Origin of the sequence: Leptolyngbya sp. FACHB-711, assembly GCF_014695615.1 — a bacterium.
In the GTDB taxonomy this organism is placed as follows: Bacteria; Cyanobacteriota; Cyanobacteriia; order Elainellales; family Elainellaceae; genus Leptolyngbya_A.
The window spans coordinates 12,449-34,550 of the sequence record NZ_JACJOR010000303.1 but is presented as its reverse complement, the minus strand read 5'-3'; the positions used below and the strand labels follow the sequence as shown (position 1 = coordinate 34,550).

General features: G+C 51.2%; 14 protein-coding genes and 1 tRNA gene. 8 read left to right on the top strand and 7 right to left on the bottom strand.

Features of this window, described 5'->3' with window-relative positions; all coding sequences use genetic code 11:
- Positions 1-20: 20 nt before the first annotated feature.
- Positions 21-97, bottom strand: a tRNA-Met gene (locus H6F80_RS12140).
- A gap of 121 nt (positions 98-218) precedes the next feature.
- A complete protein-coding gene (gene acsF / locus H6F80_RS12135; protein ID WP_190791805.1) occupies positions 219-1,295 on the bottom strand; it encodes a magnesium-protoporphyrin IX monomethyl ester (oxidative) cyclase in 1,077 nt (358 codons plus the stop codon).
- An 810-nt stretch (positions 1,296-2,105) separates the two neighbouring features.
- Between acsF and H6F80_RS12130 the strand changes: the two genes are divergently transcribed.
- A complete protein-coding gene (locus H6F80_RS12130) occupies positions 2,106-4,172 on the top strand; it encodes an N-acetylmuramoyl-L-alanine amidase (RefSeq protein WP_190791804.1) in 2,067 nt (688 codons plus the stop codon).
- On the opposite strand, the gene lnt is transcribed toward H6F80_RS12130, so the two are convergent.
- The gene (lnt, locus tag H6F80_RS12125; protein WP_190791803.1) at positions 4,169-5,830 is read right to left on the bottom strand and encodes an apolipoprotein N-acyltransferase; all 1,662 of its coding nucleotides are present in this window, start codon (positions 5,828-5,830) and stop codon (positions 4,169-4,171) included. The genes H6F80_RS12130 and lnt overlap by 4 nt on opposite strands.
- Positions 5,831-6,159: 329 nt before the next feature.
- Between lnt and H6F80_RS12120 the strand changes: the two genes are divergently transcribed.
- A complete protein-coding gene (locus H6F80_RS12120; RefSeq protein ID WP_190791802.1) occupies positions 6,160-7,368 on the top strand; it encodes a serine hydrolase domain-containing protein in 1,209 nt (402 codons plus the stop codon).
- Here H6F80_RS12120 and H6F80_RS12115 read toward each other — a convergent pair.
- Together H6F80_RS12115 and H6F80_RS12110 are read right to left on the bottom strand one after the other, a co-directional pair.
- Positions 7,365-8,783 carry a low-complexity tail membrane protein gene (locus H6F80_RS12115; protein ID WP_190791801.1) on the bottom strand — a complete coding sequence of 473 codons (1,419 nt, stop codon included), beginning with the start codon at positions 8,781-8,783 and terminating at the stop codon, positions 7,365-7,367. The two genes, H6F80_RS12120 and H6F80_RS12115, sit on opposite strands and share 4 nt — an antisense overlap.
- Positions 8,784-8,858: 75 nt before the next feature.
- Complete coding sequence (locus tag H6F80_RS12110) at positions 8,859-9,836, bottom strand: NAD-dependent epimerase/dehydratase family protein (RefSeq protein WP_518523565.1); 978 nt, start codon at positions 9,834-9,836, stop codon at positions 8,859-8,861.
- Between the two features lie 57 nt (positions 9,837-9,893).
- On the opposite strand from H6F80_RS12110, the gene H6F80_RS12105 reads away from it, so the two are divergent.
- Both H6F80_RS12105 and H6F80_RS12100 read left to right on the top strand, forming a co-directional pair.
- Entirely contained in the window at positions 9,894-10,364 is a 471-nt protein-coding gene (locus H6F80_RS12105) for a GNAT family N-acetyltransferase (protein ID WP_190791800.1), read from the top strand.
- 241 nt (positions 10,365-10,605) lie between these two features.
- Positions 10,606-11,790 carry an MFS transporter gene (locus H6F80_RS12100; RefSeq protein ID WP_190791799.1) on the top strand — a complete coding sequence of 395 codons (1,185 nt, stop codon included), beginning with the start codon at positions 10,606-10,608 and terminating at the stop codon, positions 11,788-11,790.
- A gap of 76 nt (positions 11,791-11,866) precedes the next feature.
- Here H6F80_RS12100 and H6F80_RS12095 read toward each other — a convergent pair whose 3' ends face one another.
- Positions 11,867-12,829, bottom strand: a complete 963-nt coding sequence (locus H6F80_RS12095; RefSeq protein WP_199296527.1) for an SGNH/GDSL hydrolase family protein — start codon at positions 12,827-12,829, stop codon at positions 11,867-11,869.
- 208 nt (positions 12,830-13,037) lie between these two features.
- Between H6F80_RS12095 and H6F80_RS12090 the strand changes: the two genes are divergently transcribed.
- Together H6F80_RS12090 and H6F80_RS12085 are read left to right on the top strand one after the other, a co-directional pair.
- A complete protein-coding gene (locus tag H6F80_RS12090) occupies positions 13,038-13,154 on the top strand; it encodes an RNA polymerase subunit sigma (protein ID WP_206755064.1) in 117 nt (38 codons plus the stop codon).
- 602 nt (positions 13,155-13,756) lie between these two features.
- On the top strand, positions 13,757-15,571 hold the full coding sequence (locus tag H6F80_RS12085) for an ABC transporter ATP-binding protein (protein WP_190791797.1): 1,815 nt from the start codon (positions 13,757-13,759) through the stop codon (positions 15,569-15,571).
- 12 nt (positions 15,572-15,583) lie between these two features.
- Here the strand turns inward: H6F80_RS12085 and H6F80_RS12080 are convergent, their stop codons facing one another.
- Positions 15,584-16,549, bottom strand: coding sequence for a glycosyltransferase family A protein (locus H6F80_RS12080; RefSeq protein WP_190791796.1), 966 nt, complete (start codon positions 16,547-16,549; stop codon positions 15,584-15,586).
- A 416-nt stretch (positions 16,550-16,965) separates the two neighbouring features.
- Here H6F80_RS12080 and H6F80_RS12075 point away from each other — a divergent pair, with 416 nt between their 5' ends.
- Positions 16,966-18,420 (top strand): slr1306 family protein, encoded by a 1,455-nt coding sequence (locus H6F80_RS12075; protein WP_190791795.1) that lies wholly within the window; start codon positions 16,966-16,968, stop codon positions 18,418-18,420.
- A gap of 522 nt (positions 18,421-18,942) precedes the next feature.
- Positions 18,943-22,098 carry a GAF domain-containing protein gene (locus tag H6F80_RS12070; RefSeq protein ID WP_190791794.1) on the top strand — a complete coding sequence of 1,052 codons (3,156 nt, stop codon included), beginning with the start codon at positions 18,943-18,945 and terminating at the stop codon, positions 22,096-22,098.
- Positions 22,099-22,102: the final 4 nt, after the last annotated feature.

Here is a 22,102-nt window from a genome sequence, read left to right as displayed (position 1 = left end):
GAATCTAGGGTTTTCCTAATTGGTGGCGGGGAGCGGATTTGAACCACTGACCTTCGGGTTATGAGCCCGACGAGCTACCAGGCTGCTCTACCCCGCGTCGACTCATCTAATATAGCAAGGAATTGGCAATTGTGACAAGGTTGAGTAGAAATTTTGAGATCGCATGAAAAAAGCGGCTCCGCCTGAGCAGAACCGCCGAGTTGAGGGGTGAGGTCAAACTAGCGAACCGAGCCTTCCAGACGAGCCGTGTCGATCGGCTTCATCAAATACAGGCGCAACAAATTTACGCCAATCTTGGCAACGTGGGGCACTTTCTTCAGCAGTTTCACCACGCCGGGGGCATTGCCTTTGCCTGCTTCCATCAGCTTCAGGTTAGCAGCAGCGGCTTCATCCAGCAGTTTGAAAAAGTCGGGGTGATCCACGTTCAGGATTAGGGGAAAGACCCGTCCTGCGGTTTCGTTCGTTTTCTGGATCACATGGATGTCGTAGTCGCGTGCATTCAAACCCAGCGAAGCATAGAAGCTCGATCGCTGAATGTCGTTCAGAAACATCGTGGCAAACACTGACAGCAAGAAGAACCGCGACCAGAGGCGAGCTTTCCAGTCGTTGAGGATGCTGGGCTGAGACTTCATGATCGCGTCAAAGAAGTCGCCGTGGCGGTTTTCATCCTGACACCAGTTCTCGAAGAACTTGAAGATCGGATAAATCCGGTGTTCGGGGTGTTGCTCCAGATGGCGGAAGATGGTGATGTAACGCCAGTAACCGATCTTCTCTGAGAGATAAGTGGCGTAAAAGATGAACTTGGGCTTGAAGAAGGTGTAGCTCTTGCTTTCGGTGAGGAAGCCCAAGTCGAGCTGAAGCCCAAAGTCGGACATTGCCTTGTTGAGGAATCCGGCATGGCGTGCCTCGTCGCGAGACATCAGCAAAAAGCACTCTGCCAGCAGCGGGTTTCTGTCTTTCAGCTTGCGGGACAACTCTTTGTAGAGCAGAAATCCAGAAAACTCAGCCGTGCAGGATCGCTCCAGGAACTCGACAAACAGAGCACGAGTTTCGCCGTCGAGGTGATCCCAGGACTGCTGGAATTCTTCGTTGCGAACGAAGTGATGGCGATTATAGTCGGTGCGGAACTCTTCTAAGATTGCCCGCAGCTCATCCTCGTTCGGCGAGATGTCCATTGTTGCCATCTCGTCAAAGTCGGTGGTGTAAAACCGGGGGGTGAGGATGGTGTCTTTTGCCGGAACCTTAACTCCAGGTCGCAGCTCTGCAATTTCAGGTTTTTTCAGCGAATCTACCATGTGTTCCTTTTCTCTTGCTTCAGTATGATGCCCAAACCCCAGTTACTTAAGCGAATCAAACCTAAGCAAACCCAGAGGAAGGCTGCTGACTTTAACGGGTGGACTTTTAACGAATGAAAGTCTTGCGGCGATGGCAAGTCCTGTAAAAGACGGATTGCAAAATCAGTCAAAATCTTTTACGTCCCTTAGTCTATCAAGGGATCAGGCTCTACAACGAGCGGCAACGTTAAGAGTTGCAACAGAGGATGGGGAATTGTGACAGGGGTGGGGAAGTGGAAACAAAAGGGTCAGTGCTTGAATGACGGGCGATTGCGACAGCGCACAGAATTGTCAGCAATCTTCCTAAATCTTTCTGAGACAAGCCTTGACCTTTGCAGGAATTGGCTTAATATTGGGTGTCGCAGATTTAGCGTCTCTGTTCGTTGAATTGCTATTTTAGGCGCAAGACCTAGCATCAAACTGCCTGAGCAATTGAGCAAACTCGCGAATTTGGGACGATCGCCTCGAAATAAGAGCAGTCTTTGGTCGAATTGCCTGATTTCAGTTCATAACGGGCTTCCGATTGAAGTTGCAATACAGCAGCGTTAGGCTACACTGATTTCGCTCATTTCGATTTCGTTTATCCGTTTGCCTGACCTGTATTCTCTGTTCATTCGTGATGTAACAGCGATGTAACAGAGGATCTAGTGAACCAGATCTAGTAAACAGGCTCTCGACTGACCCAGACAGCATCACACCTGAAGATTTGACAGCCAAACATCGATCGCACTGTATCAATCGCACTGTAAGGAATTGTAAGGAAAAGCAGCTTTGAAGATTCAGTGGTGGCTCCCCAGTGCCGTTAGCGTTTTTTGTGTCATTTCTCCCAGTGTCGTCGCTCCGGCTCTGGCAACGGGAGTGACATCCTGGCGGTTTGACCCAGGGCAAAATCAGCTTGAGTTTAGAACCCGTGAACCCGTACAGCCCCGCGCCCAGCTTGTAACCAATCCGACTCGTCTGGTGATTGATCTACCAGATATCGAGATGGAGCAGGCTCCGATCGATCGTGATTTCAGCGGCAATATTCGGCAGATTCGCATCGAGCAGTTTGACGGTCAGACGACGCGCATTGTTCTTGAACTGGCTCCTGGTTATACGATCGACCCGCAGCAAATTCGGTTTCGCGGACTTTCGCCAACGCAGTGGACGGTTCAGCTTCCTCAGCCGATGCCCGAATCGGTCGCAGTTTCTCGTGAGGCTCCTCCCGCTGCTTCAGTTACCAATCCAATTGCCAATCCAGTTGCCAATCCGCCTGATGCGATGCAAAGCACTCCTTCCGTGGAGGGAATTGACCCCACGCTAGCCCAAATTGCAGGCATTCAGGCAACGTCAGACGGGTTGTTTGTGCGCTTCAGGAGCGGGGTGCCCCAGGTCGAAGTTGAGCGTAGCCGCGATCGGCGATCGGTGGTTCTGACGGTTGAAAATGCAGTGCTTTCGCCAGAATTGACCCAGCAGGAAGTGTCGATCGATCGATTTGGCGTGGAGCGGGTGCAGTTTGAGCAGGTGAGCGATCGTTCTTCCAATCGTCGCCCAACCGTGCGAATTCGCCTGGAGGTTGACCCTAGCAGTCAGGACTGGCAGGCAACGGTGAGCAATTTGGGTGGAATTGTGATGCTGCCCACTGGAAACAGCTCGACTGCCCGCACCGCTCGCAATCCGTCTGCGTCTGACCGGACAACTTCACGTCAAGCCAATCGATCGTCCGTGGGGGGAACCGCAGAGCGAATTAGTGCAGAACGAGCCAATTCAGAACGAGCCAATGCGGCTCAGAATTCATCGGGTCGATCGATCGCGGCTCAGCCGAATCCGACTCCATTGACGGCTCAGGGAACGAGGGTTTCTGCATCGAATGGCACGGTGACGATCGAAGGCGTGGAACTCAATCCGGTGAATAACCAGCTTTTGATCGAGTCCGATCGCCCTGTGGCACCTACGACTCGCTGGCAAGACGGCACGTATCAAATTGTGCTGTCTCCGGCACGGTTAGCAGAGCGAATTACAGGACCACGGCTAACGGCAAACAGTCCTTTAATTCGGGTGCGGCTGCGGCAGGAAGATGCGGATACAGTCGTGATTTCCTTGCAGCCTGCAACGGGAGTGCGGTTTGGTTCCCTGAATCTGGTCAGTCCGCAGCTTCTATCACTAGAAATGGAGCGATCGCCCCTCCAAGGAACCCCAGCGCGATCGGCTGCGAGTCCTTCTGCTGCGGCTTTGTCTGGAAACCCTCCCTCATTCCGATCCCTACCGCCGCAATCGAATTCAATCCAGCCGTTACCTCGCCCTGGCAATGGACGACTGGTGGTGGCGATCGATCCGGGACACGGGGGAGTAGACGTGGGCGCAGTTGGAATTGGCAACATTCGCGAAGCCGATATTGTGCTGAATGTGTCTCAGCAGGTGGCACGCTTGCTAGAGCAGCAGGGCATTCAGGCAGTGATGACTCGTAGCGACGATCGCGAAATTGATTTGCAGCCGCGTGTGGATATTGCCGAGCAGGTGAACGCCGCGCTCTTTGTCAGCATTCACGCTAACTCAATCAGCATGGATCGCCCAGAGGTGAACGGTGTTGAAACCTATTACTATTCCAGCGGTGCAGGACTGGCAGACACGATTCACCACAGTATTATGAGCGACCTGGGCATGAACGATCGCGGCGTGCGGCAGGCTCGCTTTTATGTGCTGCGAAGAACTTCGATGCCTGCGGTTCTGGTCGAAATTGGCTTTGTCACCGGCAGCCAAGATGCCCCCCGTCTTGCCAACCCCAACTGGCAAAACCAGATGGCAACGGCGATCGCGAGAGGCATTTTGCAGTATCTTAGAACCGCTGCCAGTCGCTAAATCGGGTTAGATTTCGCCGCGTCTTTGACCAACAAGCCGATCGCCAATAAACTCACCAGCGGCGTAAACCAGTCTCCCCAGCGGACGTAGAGCGTTTGAGTTTGGCGGCGATAAATCGTGTGGGCGTGAGTTTGATACAGGCGAAATTCAGACAGCCATTCCGTTTTGCCGTGTGGATCGACAATGCCCGAAAATCCGGTATTGGTTGCCCGCACTGCCCAGCGATCGGTTTCGATGGCTCGCATGACATCCTGAGCGTGGTGCTGTGCCATCATTGCCGGCCCGTAGGGATCGTTGTTGGAAGCCGTTAGAATAAACTCGCCGCCCGATCGCGCCTGATTACGGAAAATATAGGAAAACGCAGAATCAAAGCAAATCCCAACGATCGCCTGTCCAAAAGGCGTTTTCACTTGCTGCTCGCCGTGACCGGGCGTAAGCGATGCCTCAACCGGCGATAGCCGCCCGATGAATTGCCCGATCGTCTCGGCAAACGGCACATACTCGCCCAGCGGCACAAGCTTCACTTTGTCATAGCGGCTCAAGACTTCTCCGTCGCCTGCGATCGTCACCAGTGATTGGGTCAAATTGCCCTGGTTTAACCCGACCGTGCCCACCCAGGCAGGAATGCGGCGATCGAGCAGTGCCCGATAAAACGGATTTTGCAGCGGACGACTGAGCCAGAGCCAGGGAAAGGTTCCCTCAGGCGTTAAAACTGCCTGCACCCCTTGGCCTACCAGCATTTCATAGCCTCTGGTGTAATTATCAATCGAAAGGCGAATTCCCGCTTCAAACAGCTTGATCCGCGTCGGCACATTTCCCTGCACAATCCCAATCGACAGTGCTGCTTCTGGGGGCGTTGCCAGCGATCGGCTCGCCAGACCAAACCCAACCCCATGTAGCCCAATCAGCCAGACCAAACCCAGCCCCCAAAGCGATCGTGCCAGTCGCCCTCGCCCTCCGTCTCTTGCCATCCACCCTTCTGCCAAAAATCCGTTAAAGGCAACGATCGCCCCTGCCACCAGCATCGGTCCTGCAAGCTGCCCCAAATGCAAAATCCACCGATCATGCGGACTCTGCGTATAAGACAAAAACGTCCATTCCAGTGGGCTCCAGCTCCACACCGTTTCCAGAATGCACCACAGTGCAGTGCCCACCACAACACGGCTGACCGGAGCCAGTCGCCCCCGCCGATTAATCCACGCCAGGCTCCCCGCCCAGATGCCCACCAGCAGCCCACCCCAAAGGATAATTATCAGCCAGCAGGCGATCGCAATCGTGATACTGGCAAGCCAGGGAATGCCCATCCAGGTAAGCGGATGCAAATCCTTAATCCAAAACAATGCCGTGCCGTTGTAGCCCACCCCCCAGGCAGCTCCCAGCAAAAAGTTAAAGGTGGGAAAGTGGTTTCTAGCCGCGATTTGGCTCGATTCCGGCTGCGATCGCACGACCAAAACCCACAAAGGAACGATCGCAATCCAGGCAAGAAACCAGGCATTTGCAGGCGCAGGTGCTAATCCCATTACAATGCCCGCACAGAGGGCGATCCAGAGCAGCAAATGAGGCGGCAGCTTGGAATCCAAAATAGCCCGGTAAATCGGTAAAACAGCAGGGTAACGATGCGAAGCAGTTTCCCCTTCGGGGCGATCGGGTAGCGGCATAGGTAAAGTAGGTCGTTTGGGAAGCTCCTTTATTATTTAGAACGATTTTGGGGATTTGGGGGAGTGGAGGGGTGCAGAGTGGCTAAGGTTGAGGGAAGTTCAGTATCTCAGGATTAATTTTCAAGATTAGATTTTCAGGATTAAATCTTCAGGATTAATTGATTGAGACAACACGCTTTTGCAAGTGCGATCGTCCTATCAAAAGCTTGCTAATTCCTTATCCCCAATTTCATTTCCCTTATCCTTTCATCCACCGCTCCGCCTTCATCTGCAACAATACATCTGCCACAATATAAGTTCCCCCTTACCCCCCACCTCCCTGGCGATCGATGAAGCACCGAATTCTTGTGATTCTCACAGTTTTGCTGCTGACGGGCACGGCTGGCTGTCGGCGGGGTGAGCAGGCACAGCAGAAGGAAGTCAGGCTAGGGACGCAGCAGGCAACGCTCTCGGCGGCGCAAACAAAACCTGCCCCATTCCCGGCAGAAACGGCGAATAAGCTTCAGCAGATGTTGAGTGGAAAAGTGGAGTCGATGAAGCTACCAGGAGCGGTGCTGTACCTATCCACTTCAGAAGGAAACTGGATGGGGGTTGCCGGAAAAGCCGATCTCGCAGCACAAACGCCCCTGAAGCCGACCGATCGCTTTCGGCTGGGCACTCTGACCGAGATGTTTGTAGCAATCGTCTGTTTGCAGCTTGCCGAAGAGGACGTGCTTGATCTGGATGCTTCGATTACAAATTGGCTTCCGGCAGACTTGAGCCAGCAAATTCTAAATAGCGAGAAAATTACGGTTCGCCAGTTGCTCAACCATACCAGCGGCTTGCTCGAACCGGAGCGCGAGGCATTTTGGGAGACCGTGAGAGCTGACCCGTCGCGTCAATGGAAACCGCAGGAAGTGTTGGCTTATCTGCTCAACGATGCTGCCGCAGCGGAAGATCGCCCTCCGAGTTCCTTAAATGATTTTTCCTACTCCCACGCCAACTATATTCTGCTGGGCATGATCATTGAGCGAGCCACGGGTAGCCCATTATCCAGGGTCATTCGCTCCCGCATTAGCGATCGGCTCAATCTCAAAAATACATTCCTGGAGCAGCAAGAAGAAATTCCGGGTGGCTTTGTGCAGGGATACGCCGACTGGGACAAGGATGGAGCGATGCAGAGCGTGACCAAACCTTTAATTAATCCGGCGATCGGGCTGGGCGATACAGGCATGATTTCGAGTGCGCCTGACCTGGTGCAGCTCTTTCGCGGGCTATTTCTCGACAATGCGCTGTTATATGAAACCTCGGTGGAGAAAATGCTGACTCTGGTAGACTCCGATGAGGGCGGCTATGGATTGGGAATTGCCCGCTTGCCGACTGCTTGGGGCGAAGGCTGGGGACAAATTAATCAAACAACCGGATTTTCGATGGTTGCCCTTTATCTGCCCGTCCATGATTTGATGCTGATCGCCTGGACAAATACCAGCGATCGCAATACCGAACCCGTCTACGAAATCGCTCGCCGCAGTCTACGAATTATTCTAGGAATGCCCTAGCCCGGTGTTTCGTCTTCCCAGTCGTCCTCCAGCCAGGACTCGATCGTCTCAGCGGGTACGGCTGCATCTTCGCTCACATCCTCGACAATTTCCGCTGTCACGACTTCGACGGCTGACACATCCAGGGCTGCATCTTCACTGACATCTTCCGTTTCCATCAAGGTCATCGAAGAGATTTGCAGCGAATCTGCGCCTGTTAGAGGGGTGATTCTTGTTTCGGGCTGTTCTTCGATCGGTTCAGGAATCGGTTCTAGCAGCTCATCTTCGGTTTTTGTCTCTATTTCTGTCTCTATTGAAATCGGTTCAGCAGCAGCTTCTGCGGTTTCTGCAATTTCCTCTGCGGTTGCCTGGGAAGCAGCTAGGTCTGAGGTTTCAATGGCTTCGGAAAGTGGTTCCCGGTTGGTTTCCAGGTTGGTTTCCAGGCTTGTTTCTAGGTCGGTTTCTAAATTTGCGGCAACCTGTGTTTCCGTGTCTGAGCTGGCTGCCGCGACTGCTGGCTGCGCTTCGGGGCTTGCTGCGGGATCTTCGGTCAGGCTTTCCTCCTCAGAAACGATTGTTTCATCCCATTCGTCTTCTGTGTCCAACTCTCGAAACTCAGCATCGATCACTTCGACCGGAACGAAGTTACGCTTTGTGCGGGGTGCGCTTGTTTGTGCCGCCGAATTTGGGGGGGAGCCTGCTTGGGGTTGTGCGTTCTCAGAGCGAGGCTGAGGATCGGGGTAGCGAGTTTTTGCGTTCTTTTTGCGGCGATCGCCCAGAGAATCGATCGTTCCCGTTTCCGTTCCATCCGTGCCAGCGGCAGCAGTTGCCGGAATCGTTGTAGCCCGGAGCGGCGGCAGGATTTGCTGATTGATCCAAACTCCGAATAAGGTAAAGTCTCTCGCCACCGCATTGACTGGATAAGGTTCGGTCGCGGCGATCGTTTGTTCCTTCGTCAGCATGACCTGCGCCACGCTCACCGGAACCTGCAAAAACAAATTGCTGATCAGAAAGCTCACCGTTGCGAGCAGCAGCCCCCCCAATGCTCCACCGGGAACGATCGTGGATGACTCCCAGGCGATCGGCGCAAGCTGATAAAGTGGCCACAGCACAACGAACAATAAGACCGCCGTCAGCACTGAAAGCCCCTTGCCCAAAGGCTCCTTAAACCGCCGCAAGAGCCGCCGCTGCTCGTCGCTGAGATGCCGGGGCTGCACCGCCAGAAACATCAGGCTATAAATGCAGAAAGGACGCTGCCACTGCATCCACAAAATCGGCAAAGCCCCAATTGCGCCTACTAGCCCCAGTTCTACCCAGGGCGGCAACAGCGAATTACTCGCCGCAAACCCCAGCAAACACCCTTCGAGCGCGATCGGCACAACCGCCACCCCCGCAAGATGCACCCAGAGATAAGGATCAAGCCAGAAGGAACGCATTGCTGTTCTCCGTTGGACAGGTTGTTGATTGGATCTTACCTGAGAGGATGAGTGGATGGATGTCTTCTCATCTCTTCATTCCCCCACCTTCTCCAGAATCTCCTCATCCAGTGAGAAATCCACCTCAGCGGCATCCCGCCCGATCGCCAGATAGTCATTCTGGAAGGAATCTTTTAAGCCGGAAATCAGGTCGAATTCAGGCTTCCAGTAAAGGTCTTTTTGCGCTTTGTAAATGTCGGTGAAGAAGTGCTGGACACGCATCGGAAAGGCTTTCTTTTTGCCGAAGTCAAACTGCTTCGGGTCGTAGTGGACAATTTTGAGCGAGGCGGGGTCTTTTCCGGCGGCAACGGCACAGGCACGCGCTAAGCCATCAAAGGTGACATAGCGATCGCCCGAAATGTTGTAAATTTGCCCGATCGCTCTGGGATTACCCAGCACCGCGACCATTGCACTTGCCAGATCGTGAACGTGACCAAACTGGGTGATGTGCATTCCGTTTCCGGGAATGGGGACGGGACGATCGCGCACAATTCGATCGAAGTACCAGGCTTCCAGGTCGTTATAGTTTTGCGGTCCGTAAATATAGACCGGACGAACCGAGGTGAAGGGAATGCCCTGTTCTGCCAGATAGGTTTCGGTTTCAAACTTGCCTTTGTGTCGGCTCTTGGGGTCAACGGGGTCGCTTTCCTGGTGGGGCATTTGGTCAGATTTGAGGTAGACCCCTGCTGAGCTGACGTAGACAAAATGCTTGATGCTATCGCGAAAGATTTCAGCCAGAGGTTGAGTGTCGCTCAGTTCGCGTCCATTGTTATCAAACACTGCGTCAAACGATTCGCCTGCAAGCTTTTCTTTAAGCTGGTCTGTATCGGTTCGATCGCCGTGGATTTGCTCAACGCCTTCGATCGGTGCAGGTTTATTGCCTCGATTAAACAGCACCACTTCATGGTCTTGCTCGACCAGCAGGCGCGTCAGATGAACCCCAATAAAGCGAGTTCCGCCCATCACCAAAATTCGCATTGTGCCTTTCCCCCTAGCTGAAATACTGTTACCCATCGTAAAACTGATTGGGATTCGTTTATCCTTGCATTGAATCTAAAGCTGAATCTGCCGATGCTGCCTGTCCAAATTCGCCCTGCAACGACCGACGATCGCTCGTTTATCCTCAGTCTTGTTCCGCGCTTTGTGGAATTTGGCTCTCCCACTGAACGCGATCCCGATCAGGTGATTCGGGCAATTGCAAAGGAAATCGATCGGGCAATCATCAGCTATCCCACACCGCAAAATATTTTTATTGCCGTTGATTCACAGGGCAAATCGCTGGGGTTTATCTTTCTGGAAACGCTGACCGATTTCTTCACGCAAGAACGCCACGCCCACATTTCCGATATCGTCGTCATTCCCGAAGCATCAGGGCAGGGCATTGGTCAGGCACTCATGGCGTATGCCGAAACCTGGGCAAAGGCGCGAAGCCTCAGCTTTATTACGCTCAATGCATTTGGTGGAAATGGTCGGGCACGATCGTTTTATAGTCAGTTAGGCTATCAGGAAGATACGGTGAAATATTTAAAGCGATTGAATTAGGCGATTCGATGGGTTTAAAAATCAAGGGGATCACCATTGATATCGCAAAAAATAGCAACTGCAGAAAATAGCAACTGCAAAAATTAATCGAATTTCTGTACTCATTCCTTCTCTTTCGAGCCACGATTATCAACATCGCTCTTTCGGTGTTGTGAATGGAATCAATCGATGGCGATGCTGAATCAAGATCTGAAATGCCCTCGTCCCCAACCCATCTAGTGGAAACCGGGTGAGCAATCCTATGAAATCCTACAGCCCTGATAGCCTGCTTGTAAAAGCAACGCTGCTACTCGTCAGTACCCTCACCGTCATGGCAGGAGCAACGATCGCCCCCTCGCTTCCGGCAATGCGGCAGCATTTCTCAACGGTTCCCAATGCCGATTATTGGGTCAGATTAGTCTTGACTGTTCCCGCGCTGTTGATTGCCCTGGGCGCACCGATCGCAGGCAGCATTATCGATCGCTTTGGACGCAAAGGACTGTTAGCGGCGGCGGTGTTTCTTTATGGCTTAGCTGGAAGCTCTGGCTATTTGTTGGATTCGCTCGGGTCAATTCTGGTCGGGCGAGTGCTGCTGGGTTTGAGCGTGGCAGGCATTATGACCACAGCAACTACCCTGATTGCCGATTATTACCTGGGGGCTACCCGTGCCCAGTTTCTTGGACTGCAAGCTGCCTTTATGGGATTGGGCGGCATGGTGTTTCTAACCCTGGGCGGCTATCTCGCCGATGTCAACTGGCGGCTGCCGTTTTTAATTTATTTGCTGGCGTGGTTCATTTTTCCTTTAATTTTGCTGGTGCTGCCCGAACCTGATCGCAACCGATCGCCCAACCAAACCGAGAACCTTCCTGCGGAGGCAGTTCCCTGGACGGTGCTGATCATGACCTATGGGATTGCGCTGATGAGTCAGATTGTGTTTTACATGATCCCTGTGCAGCTTCCCTTTTATCTTCAGCAAATTGCGAATGCAAATGCATCTCAAAGTGGATTAGCGATCGCCCTTGCCACGCTTGCGACCTCAATCAGTGCCCTTAGCTATCAGCGGCTCAAAGCGCGGTTCACTTTTACCCAGCTCTATGCGATCGCCTTCCTGCTGATGGGAATTGGTTATCTCATTATTAGTTTTGTCTCTCGCTACAATCTGGTTTTGGTCGGCTTGGCGATCGCTGGATTAGGAGTCGGACTGCTAATGCCCAATATGAATGTCTGCTTGACTTCATCTACTCCGGTCGCGCTGCGGGGAAGAATTTTGGGTGGACTAACGACGAGCTTTTTTCTGGGTCAGTTTATTTCGCCGTTGATCAGTCAACCGCTCAGCCAACAGGTTGGTTTAGGCGCAACCTATGGACTGGCTGGGGGATTAATGCTGGGCATGACGCTTGCAATGCTGGCAGTGATGCTGCGCTGGAAAGCAACGCCAGAGGTGTGAGAAAAACTGCGGCGATTCCATTCTGATCGCGACGATTGCTTTCTAGGATGACTCGCTGCCTGGAATGATCCCAGGGTTAATCCACCATCGATCGAATCATGTACTGCACAAGCTGCTGATTCCCGATCGGGCTGAGATGAATGTGATCGCGATAAAGCGTTTCGGGCTGAGAATTGGCAGCAAACCGGGGAAGAACATCCAAAAATCGAATTCCTTGCGTTTCAGTAAACGCTTGCAGACGATCGCGGGCAGTTTTCTCGTAGTCGCGCGAGCCGGGCGGTTTGAGTTCGCGCAGGAGCGGCGTAATCACCAGAAAAAACTGAGCGTTAGACTGTATCGCAATCGAGTAAATTTCTTGAATTGCCGCCAGGTTTTCTCCCACCCGATCGCCTCCTGCCAGCTGAAGCTGGACAAGTTCAGGAATTGGCTTTGACTTGAAGGCATAACGCTGAATCACCTCAGCTAGGGCAAACGGCGGAGTCTGAGCCGGATAGTTGCGATCGCGCCCCACCTGTACGGAAGTAGGAACCGTGCCAAACAAATCATCGGTGTTGATCAGCAGCACGATCGCCTGTGATTCAAAGCTGCCAAATCGTTTTAGATAAGCCAACTGATTGCGCGGCGACCAGGAATTTGCAGAAGCATTCAAAACTTCGACTTGCTCAAGGTTTTCGGTTTGGAGCAATGGAACGGTTTGATTTTTTGATAATCGTGTCTGAAGCTGGGCTTGCAGCAGAGCAGAAATCGTTTCGTCTTGATCAGTCCACCACGCCCCGTTTGCGATCGAATCTCCTAACAGCAAGATCCGCAGCGTGTCCTGATTTCGTTGGGGGGTGATCGGTGAACTTCGCATTGAGTATTGATTGATTGCAATTCGATGACCAAACCGACGAGTGGTTTGATTCGGAGCTAGCAGATAGCCAATTTGCGGGTCGGCAACGTACAGCAGCGGCTTACCAAAACCAAAGAACGATCGCAGTCCCAGCTCCAGGACTCCAGCGATCGCGATGATCAGCAAGGTTGACATCAGAATAGGCATTGCGACTGAACCTTTACCAAATAAGAAATTTTAATGGTGTGACCTGGATAACTGGAGGTTTCCCTTGTTTAGCTAAAATTATGATATTGATAAGCGATTAACCTGCCTTCTGGAGGTGGCACCTCTCTTTCATGCTGCTTCAACATGAAGGCATGATTGTTTCACTGCAAAGGATCACCCCCCTATGACCGACCAAAATCGAGGAATCATGAAATTTCAAAGCGCAGACAGCACGCCAATGGTCACACTCTCGGCTGTGCTAATTCTCGGCTCGATCGCTTTTTTGATCATCTGGGCACTTCAGTCTGCCTATGCGATCGGCTAACCTATTCGTTAAGTGATCATTCGTTGACTGATATTTGCATTAATCATTCCTTCTTGAATTTTCTGGGGCAGTGCTGCGGTGCTTGCCCTTTTGTTTTATCTTCATATCTTCATTTCGATCGCTTCAATTCCTATCGCGCATCAGATCCATTAAGGAGAGCCATCGAAGAGAAAGTAATGCCTGATACCAGCCTGAAACCGTGAAATCGATCAGGTAACCATTGACCTGTCTAGATGGACTGAACAATCATCGTTTTTTCTGAGAAAGGTTAAGGGTCTTGCCTTCAAGTCAGGGCAAGGCTAAACAGCATGCTTTAATTTGCTCTAAGTAATCGGATGAGCCCATTTCATTGAGATTGTGTGGCTTGCATACTACAGTCGTGCTACAATCTGTATTGTCAAAGCGATCGATCGTCATTCTGCTGCGGTAAACGGTCGATCAGTCGTCTGCACATTAGACACTTTTCAAATATTCCCTCATCTTGCCAGGGAAAAGAATTGTTTCGCTGTCCCCAATTCGGCTAACACTTTTCACTAACACTTTTCCGCTAATCCTTTGCTGATTTTATTCATTCACTTCAATTTGCTCCACCGCATTTTTCTATGGCTAACTTTCGTGATTTAGCACATTATTTTCGACCGTATTGGTCTGCGGTTATCTTCAGCATTGCCACAAGCAGTTTGTTTGAAATTCTTGATCTGGCTGTGCCTTATGCGATCGGACAAACACTCAACGTGCTATCGGGTCAACCGATCGATACCATCTTGCAGCAGTTGCTTGGAGGATTGGCGGCAACGACTGGAATTCCGGCGAGTCGCGGGCTTACCCTTGCGGTGCTGTTAGGACTGATCTTTCTAGTAACGGTCGTACGGGCGCCGATTCAGCCCTGGATTAGTCACTGGTATCACTGGGAGATTCCCCTGCGGGCACGACGCGATCATTCGATTCGATCGGTGGCAAAAATTCTCAAATTACCGATCGAATTTTATGACGAAAACAATCCGGGTCGTATTGCCGGACGGGTCGCACGAGGATTATCAAACCATACCTGGACATATCCCGAAATTGCCGGAGAACTGGTTCCCAAACTATTTCGAATTGTGGGAATTTTTGTCGTGATTTTGCTGATCGAATGGCGGATCGCGCTGCTGTTTCTAGCGTCTTTTATCTTCATTCTTGCCTTTACGCTCAGGGGCTTAAAACACTTGATTCGCAAAGAAGAAAGCCTCGATCGCTATATGGAAAACACCGAGAGTCGTACCTCGGAAATTATCACCAACATAAAAACAGTAAAGGCATTTGCAACCGAGGCGGCGGAGCTAAAGCGGCAAAGACAGCGATTCGATCGCGAACTCAATGTGGTGATCAACCGAGTTCATCGGGGCTATGTGACGCTGTTTACCTGGCAGCGATTTGTGATTCAGATTTGCGTATTCCTGATTCTGGCACTAACACTGTGGGCAACGGTGCGCGGCGAGATTTCGCTGGGTCATTTCGTGACAACGTTAACCATTTCCAGCATGGCGTATGCCGAACTGGAACCGATTAGCGGATTAGCCGAAGTCTTTGCCCGCCGCTATTCCTCGATGCTGCGCTACCACGAGTTTATGCAGTTGCCCGACGGTCAGGACACAGTTGAACTGGAACAGCCCGCAGCCGTTAAACATTATGAGTTTACGGGGAAGGTGCATTTCGATCACGTGTCCTTTGGCTACGCAGCCGATCGTCCAGTGCTGCAAGACATCAGCCTGCTGATCGAACCGAAACAAACGATTGCTTTAGTGGGGCGATCGGGTTCTGGCAAATCAACGCTGGTGAAACTGCTGTTTCGCTACTTTGATCCGCAGCAGGGACGCATTTTGATCGACGGGCAGGATACCCGACAGCTCGATGTTACAGGCTATCGGCGCAGACTGGCGATCGTCCATCAGGAAGTGGATGTGTTTAACGGGACACTGCTCGACAACCTGACCTACGGCAATCCGAAGGCGACGTTTGCAGAAGTCGAAGAAGCCTGTCAGATTGCCAGAGTCGATGAGTTTGTGCGGGTACTGCCCCAGGGCTATCGCACAATCGTCGGCGAACGGGGGGTGCGCCTATCGGGCGGCCAGCGTCAGCGTTTGGGCATCGCCAGAGCATTGCTGATGCACCCGGATGTGCTGGTGTTTGATGAGGCAACCTCTAGCCTGGACTACGAATCAGAGCGATCGATTCAGTTGGCAATGCGATCGATTTTGGGAACCCGAACGACGATCATCATTGCCCATCGGCTCAGCACGGTGCGCGAAGCAGACCAAATCGTAGTGCTGGATCAGGGTCGCATTGTGGAAGTGGGCAGTCATACAGAGCTTCTAAATCAGGGCGGCATTTATCACCGCTTGCACCAGTTGCAGGAAACCGGGGAACTGCTGGCATAACAGACGACCCGATTACCAATATCGACTCTTGAGCTTCCAGGCGTGATGTCCAAACTCGTGATTCCAAACGCTTTTGAGGGAAAGCAAATAGCAATAGCAGTAAACGCTAAACTGCATAATGTTCTTTAAGCCAGCCGATCGCGCCACCTCAGAAGGCTTAAACGGGGGGCGATCGGCTTTCTGTTTGAGAAACTCTGAAAACCAGTGAGGATTGGTCTGGAAAAGCTGCATCACAATCTGTTTGGCAGAATCGCCGCCACCGAACAGCGTTCTCATGCAAAAGTCGATCTGTTCCTGCACATAGCTGCCGATGATCGTGCGTTTGCGGCAAGCTAGCCAGTAAGTCAGGTTCCGATCGCGGGGGGTGGAGCCAGATTGTACGGTCGGGTTTTGCACGCGGGCAAGATAGCCTTTTTGCATGCCCGTCTCAACGTCAATCTCGTACCAATGGGTGACGGCTGTGACTAAAACGTAGGCGTCATCCATTACAATCCCTTCCGGGATCACGATTTGCCGCAGGATTTCTCCCTGTGCAGCGTAGCATTTGCCGTCCAGCTTCCGCACGACAACATTGCCGTTGTGATCCATTACTTTACCTGCACAAAGGCGAGCATTTTGATTGTGCTTCAAGGTATCAATTAATTCGCTGAGTCCAGTTGGGGTGATGAAAACGACATCCGCATCAAGCAAAATGTAATAGTCTGCTGGCTCTGTGGCATGATGCACAAAGTGATTCCAGGCATTGCACTTATCAGCAATCGGAAGTTCAATCACCTGAGCTTGAATTCCAAACGGGGCAAATTCCCGCAGAGCTTCTCTGGCAATCGCAGCCATGCGATCGGTTGAACCATTGGACACGACAGTAATGGAAATGCTGTACTCCTGCTGAATCAACGTCTGCGATCGCAGCGAGTCCAGAAGTCGCCCGATGCCAAACTCCTCGTTATAGCCGAGAATTCCGATCGCAATCTTTTGCATCTGAAGTGTTATGGATAATACGAGAAGGAATCAACACAATGGTTCACAAAGTAGCGATCGAAGTTCGATCGAATAATATCTAGATAAACAGAATTCTAAGGAAGCAGCAGTTAAATCTGAAACAGCTTGTGAATAAAATTTCTTCCTTTCATTGCAATTTAATCCTTGATCCGATTAAACCCTACAGAATAGTTAACAGTTCAGCTTGCTATAAGCGTCTGACCAGGGGAGGATTTCGCTTAATTTCTTCTGATAGGGATTTTTTTGGATTAAAATTGGATTAAAAATAGACAAGCAGGACAACGCCGCAGGAATACCGTACTTGATCAATTCGGTTATTGGATCGCTGCTGCTAACTCAAACCAGTAGAAATTTAGTAAATTTAGTAACAGACCTCTCTTTTGCCAGGACTTCCTATGAATTCCCCTGTCTCCTCGATTCTGTTACGGCGACCGATTCTGCTGGGCGGACTCGGCTTGACCTGCGGCGCGCTCATGCTAAACGGTCTGGATGCTGGCTTGTCTCATTGGGGCGGCACGATCGTTTGGGGTGCAATCACGCTGGGGTCGGGAATCTGGTGGCTTCAGCAGCGCACGGCAAAATCTCTGACCGATCGCCTGAAACTGCCGACCACCCCTGCCGATCGCGCTCTGGTTGACAAAACCCTTGCCGCTGTCGAGCAGCGCATCAGTCATCTTATTGCCGAGCGAGGAGAAAATAGCGAAATTCATCCTTCGATTACTAGCTTTCAGGAACAGCTCAGCACCCTGAGTCAAAGCCTCGATCGCCAGCAGCTTTCTCTGTCTTTCCTGGGCGGACGCGCTACGGGGAAAACAACCCTCTCCCAGCTTTTCCGGCAGGGGGGAATTGAGCAGCCGCAGGACATTGCAGGCAGTTGTGAAACGCCACAAGCTCATACCGAGGAAGTGACCGGAGCTGATCTGATTCTGTTTCTTACTACAGGCGACCTGACCGACTCTGAGTTTCAAACCATCCAAACGCTGCTAGCTCAGCGGCATCGCGTGCTGCTGGTCTTCAATAAGCAGGATCAGTATTTGTCAGACGATCGCCCCGTAATTTTGCAGCAGTTGCGCGATCGCGTGGCGGGCATTCTGGCAGCCGAAGATGTGATCGCAGTCTCGGCAAAGCCCGCTCCGGTAAAGGTGCGTCAGGTGCAGGCAGATGGCTCAATGCAAGAGCGACTGGAGCATCCAGAACCCGAAGTTGCTGCCCTTCAGACCCGGATTCAGCACATTCTTACCAGCGAGAAGCAGCAGCTTGTTTATGCCACCGTCGTGCGGCAGGCGCAGGCTCTCCAGCGATCGATCCAAACCGAGCTGAATCAGGTGCGGCGCGATCGTGCCCTGCCCATTATCGAGCAATATCAGTGGATTGCGGCAGCAGCAACCTTTGCGAACCCGGTTTCCAGTCTTGACCTGCTGGCAACCGCCACGATAAATGCTCAAATGGTGATGGATTTAGGCGCAATCTATCAGCAAAAATTCTCGCTGGAGCAGGCGAAGACAATGACCGGAGCCCTGGCAAGCCAAATGGTGAAGCTAGGCTTAGTCGAAGTCGCAAGCCAAGCAATTTCGCCTCTGCTGAAAACTCACGCACTTACCTATGTGGCAGGTGGAATGCTCCAGGGGGTGAGCGCAGCTTATCTCACACGGGTCGCAGGCTTGAGCCTGACCGAATACTTCGAGGAACAAAGCTATCTTACGCAGGCTGAATCCGCGTTCCAGCCCGATCGCCTAATGCAAAAACTGCAATCGGTCTTCCAGGCAAACCAGCGGTCGGCATTCCTGCAAACCCTGGTGAAGCAAGCGATCGGTCGGCTGACCCCTCCGGCTGCGGCTGAAGCATCATAACTGCGAACAAAGTTACTGCAAACAAAGTTATTCGGCGGGCGATCGAATACTGAACGAATCGTGCTGAATTGATACAAGACTCCCAGGCTTCGGTTTGGGAGTTTTTGTTGATCAACTTCGCCCCTTTTGAAGGGGAGCTAGAGGGGAGCTTAAAGCTCCTAAATCCGTTCTAATTCCCTTGCTTGGCCGATGCCGTCCTGAAGGTTGCTTTTGGATTGCACAACTTTCGATTCAGCCATCATCAGCCTGCGATTGCCTGATTGCAGCAGGATTGAAACTACTTCTCTCCCTGGTCCACTCATCCTATTTATTACTCATTTGTTTTATTGCTGATAAATTATTGCTGATAAAGCCTAATCATTTCAGCGGAATCAATAGCGAGATTACCCGAGTAAATCACCGCGAATCGATCAGAAGAAATTAAGATTCCTACTTCAGGGTGAAGGAAATAATACCTTCCAACCTCATTGCAGACTCACCAGGTGATAAGGGAACATTAGGAACATCTCTAGATTCTGAATAATGTTCGACCTCATCCGGAATCTTGTATCCCCCAGTTATTACATTCCGCATGGACACTGCTATCTCTGGCAGACTCCTTTGGTCTGGCTGCATGCCAGTAGCGATGCATTAATTGCAATTGCCTACTTTTCGATTCCCCTGATGTTGGTCTGCTTTGTATGGAGACGGAAGGATATCCCGTTCTCGCCAGTATTGTTACTGTTTGGGGCCTCCATTGTCCTTTGTGGAACCGGGCATCTTCTCGATATCTGGACGCTTTGGCATCCTGCCTACTGGCTATCTAGTGCAGTGCGAGCAATTACGGCTGTGGTGTCTTGCTACACAGCATTACAACTAGTTGAGTTACTGCCTCAATTCCTGACGTTGCGAACCCCAAAGCAGTTAGAACGCTTAAACCAGGAACTCGAGAAACAGGTGATGGAACGACAGCGGGCGGAAGAAACACTGCGAACCATCGTAGCCGGGACTGCTTCGGTCACAGGGCAAGACTTTTTCCCGGCACTGGTAAAAAACTTAGCTTCTGCTCTCAATGTTCCTTGCGTTGTGGTTTCAGAGAAAGTCAAGAGTTCTCCTGCGACCCTGCAAACCCTTTCTTTTTGGTCGGACGACCGCTTGATCGCAAATACCCAATTTCACCTATCGGGAACTGCCTGTGAACAAGTGGTGCAAGGTAAACAACTCTGTAGCTACGGCGGTAGGCTAAAGCAGCTTTTCCCTGATAATAATTTTCTTCCAGCAGACAGTCCACTTGATAGTTATGCGGGAATTCCCCTGCTAGATGCCAACCAAGCAGTCATCGGAACGCTCTGTATCCTGGATGTTAAACCTATGAAGCTAGATGACTGCACTGAAGCCTTGCTCAGTGTATTTGCTGCTCGGGCTGCTACCGAACTTGAACGTAAATGGGCTGAGGAGGAAAAACGTCAGGCCTATGAAGAATTGGAGTTTCGGGTTGAATCTCGTACAGCCGAATTCGTTCAAGCTAACCAGGCTCTAGAAATCGAAATTCAGGAACGGATTGCGGTTGAAGCAAAACTTCAGCGGATTGCAGAGCGAGAGCGAACGACTGCCTGCGTAATTCAGCAAATGCGGCAGAGTCTAGACTTAAAAGCAATTTTTGACGCTACAACCAAGGAACTTCGTCGAGCAGTTCGCTGCGATCGCACTCTAATTTATCGTTTTCAGCCCGATTGGACTGGGCAGGTTGTGGCTGAATCCGTGGAGGAAGGGTGGAATACAATTATTGCAATCGAAGACTATCAGCAGGAATTGACCCCTGCAACCCTTGAGCAACCTAGCTGTATAGTGAAGAAACTGGACGGTGCAGAAGTCCTTATTCGCGATACCTATTTACAGGAAAACGCTGAGGAACTGTATCACCAGCGGTTAAATTACTGTTGTGTTACAGATATCTATCAGGCAGGTTTTGATACTTGCTACTTGCAGCTATTGGAGTTTTTGCAGGCTCGCTCTTACGCTATTGTCCCTATTTTCTTTGGTAATAAGCTTTGGGGCTTGTTAGCGGCTTATCACAATACTGAACCTCGTGAATGGCAACTCTCCGAAGTTCAGATGATGACTCAAATTAGCAACCAGTTAGGGGTAGCGGTTCAACAGGCAGAATTGTTAACCCAAACGCAGGAACAAGCCAAACAGCTACAGCAGGCTAAAGAAGCTGCGGATGCGGCTAATCGGGCTAAAAGCGAGTTTTTGGCAAATATGAGTCATGAGCTTCGGACGCCACTCAATGCCATTCTGGGCTTTACCCAGCTTATGCAGCGAGATGAATCCCTTAGCCTTGATCAGCGGCGATCGATCGAAATTGTCAATCAAAGCGGGGAGCATTTATTGGGGCTAATCAACGATGTACTGGAAGTCTCAAAAATCGAAGCAGGGCAGGTAACGCTCGATGAAACCGAATTTGACCTGTACCAGTTGCTCCACAGCTTGCAAGCCATGTTCCAGCTAAAAGCCGAAGCCAAAGGCTTACAGCTCAGATTCGATTGGACGATTGATGTTCCCCAGCGAATTCGAGCAGATAAAAACAAGCTGCGTCAGATTTTGATTAATTTATTGGGAAATGCAGTCAAGTTTACAGAGCAAGGCTGGATTAACCTGCGAGTTCATGCTCTTGTCTCTTCTGACCGAGTTACAGGTAAATCTGGAGACTCTATTGAGCTGAGCTTTAAGATTGAAGATACGGGAGCAGGCATTGCAGCCGATGAGTTAGGCAATTTATTTCAGGCCTTTAAACAAACTCGATCGGGACGCAAATCCCAGGAAGGAACGGGTTTAGGTTTGCGAATTAGCCAGCGATTTGTGCAGTTGATGGGCGGTGAAATCACGGTGCGGAGCCAAGTTGACCAGGGGAGCTGCTTCAGCTTTGAGATTGTCGTTGGTTTAGCTCAAAATGCCTCTAACTTTCCCGAAATGAACGATATATCCGCTGCCCCCTCCGCTGATATTCCTTGGAGAGCAGTCAATCATCGCCTTCTCATTGTCGAAGACAACGCAACAAATCGGTTACTCCTTAAGAAAATTCTGAGTCATTTAGGATTCGACATTCGAGAAGCTGAGAACGGTCAAACTGCCGTTGCGCTTTGGCAAGAATGGCATCCCCACGTAATTTTAATGGATATTCATATGCCGATCGTGAACGGTTATGAAGCCACTCAAAGAATCCGGGAGCTAGAACAACAGCAACCAAATTTACAGCGCACCTGTATTATTGCCATTACCGCCAGTGCCTTTGCTGAACAAAGACAGGCGACCCTTGCTGCAGGCTGTGATAGTTTTGTCAGCAAACCGTTTCGGCGCGAAGAATTACAAGCAGTGCTCTCCAAGCATATCGGCATTACATTTCTCCCAAAGCCTAGTTCCAAAACAGCAATTCCGCAGTCGGGCTCTCCTGGCCACAAGTCCCCGCTTGATGCGTCTACCCTGGCTGCCCTGATGCCACCGGACTGGATTGCTCAGCTTCACTTTGCAGCGGCTCAAGGAAATGACACGAAGAGCCTGGCATTAATTGCTCAAATTCCCTCAGAGCATTCCACGCTAGTTACAGCGTTAACGAACTTGGTGAAACGGTACCAATTTGATCAGTTAACTAGCCTGACTCAACCTGAAAACTCAACCATCGATCAAGGGAGCATTTAGCCAG

What these genes read in the sequence shown, in the direction of transcription:
- H6F80_RS12080 (WP_190791796.1), bottom strand. Translation starts at nt 16,549, where the DNA reads ATGCAAAAGATTGCGATCGGAATTCTCGGCTATAACGAGGAGTTTGGC.
- H6F80_RS12070 (WP_190791794.1), top strand. Translation starts at nt 18,943, where the DNA reads ATGTTCGACCTCATCCGGAATCTTGTATCCCCCAGTTATTACATTCCG.
- acsF (WP_190791805.1), bottom strand. Translation starts at nt 1,295, where the DNA reads ATGGTAGATTCGCTGAAAAAACCTGAAATTGCAGAGCTGCGACCTGGA.
- H6F80_RS12085 (WP_190791797.1), top strand. Translation starts at nt 13,757, where the DNA reads ATGGCTAACTTTCGTGATTTAGCACATTATTTTCGACCGTATTGGTCT.
- H6F80_RS12075 (WP_190791795.1), top strand. Translation starts at nt 16,966, where the DNA reads ATGAATTCCCCTGTCTCCTCGATTCTGTTACGGCGACCGATTCTGCTG.
- H6F80_RS12120 (WP_190791802.1), top strand. Translation starts at nt 6,160, where the DNA reads ATGAAGCACCGAATTCTTGTGATTCTCACAGTTTTGCTGCTGACGGGC.
- H6F80_RS12095 (WP_199296527.1), bottom strand. Translation starts at nt 12,829, where the DNA reads ATGCCTATTCTGATGTCAACCTTGCTGATCATCGCGATCGCTGGAGTC.
- H6F80_RS12110 (WP_518523565.1), bottom strand. Translation starts at nt 9,836, where the DNA reads ATGGGTAACAGTATTTCAGCTAGGGGGAAAGGCACAATGCGAATTTTG.
- lnt (WP_190791803.1), bottom strand. Translation starts at nt 5,830, where the DNA reads ATGCCGCTACCCGATCGCCCCGAAGGGGAAACTGCTTCGCATCGTTAC.
- H6F80_RS12090 (WP_206755064.1), top strand. Translation starts at nt 13,038, where the DNA reads ATGAAATTTCAAAGCGCAGACAGCACGCCAATGGTCACACTCTCGGCT.
- H6F80_RS12100 (WP_190791799.1), top strand. Translation starts at nt 10,606, where the DNA reads ATGAAATCCTACAGCCCTGATAGCCTGCTTGTAAAAGCAACGCTGCTA.
- H6F80_RS12105 (WP_190791800.1), top strand. Translation starts at nt 9,894, where the DNA reads ATGCTGCCTGTCCAAATTCGCCCTGCAACGACCGACGATCGCTCGTTT.
- H6F80_RS12115 (WP_190791801.1), bottom strand. Translation starts at nt 8,783, where the DNA reads ATGCGTTCCTTCTGGCTTGATCCTTATCTCTGGGTGCATCTTGCGGGG.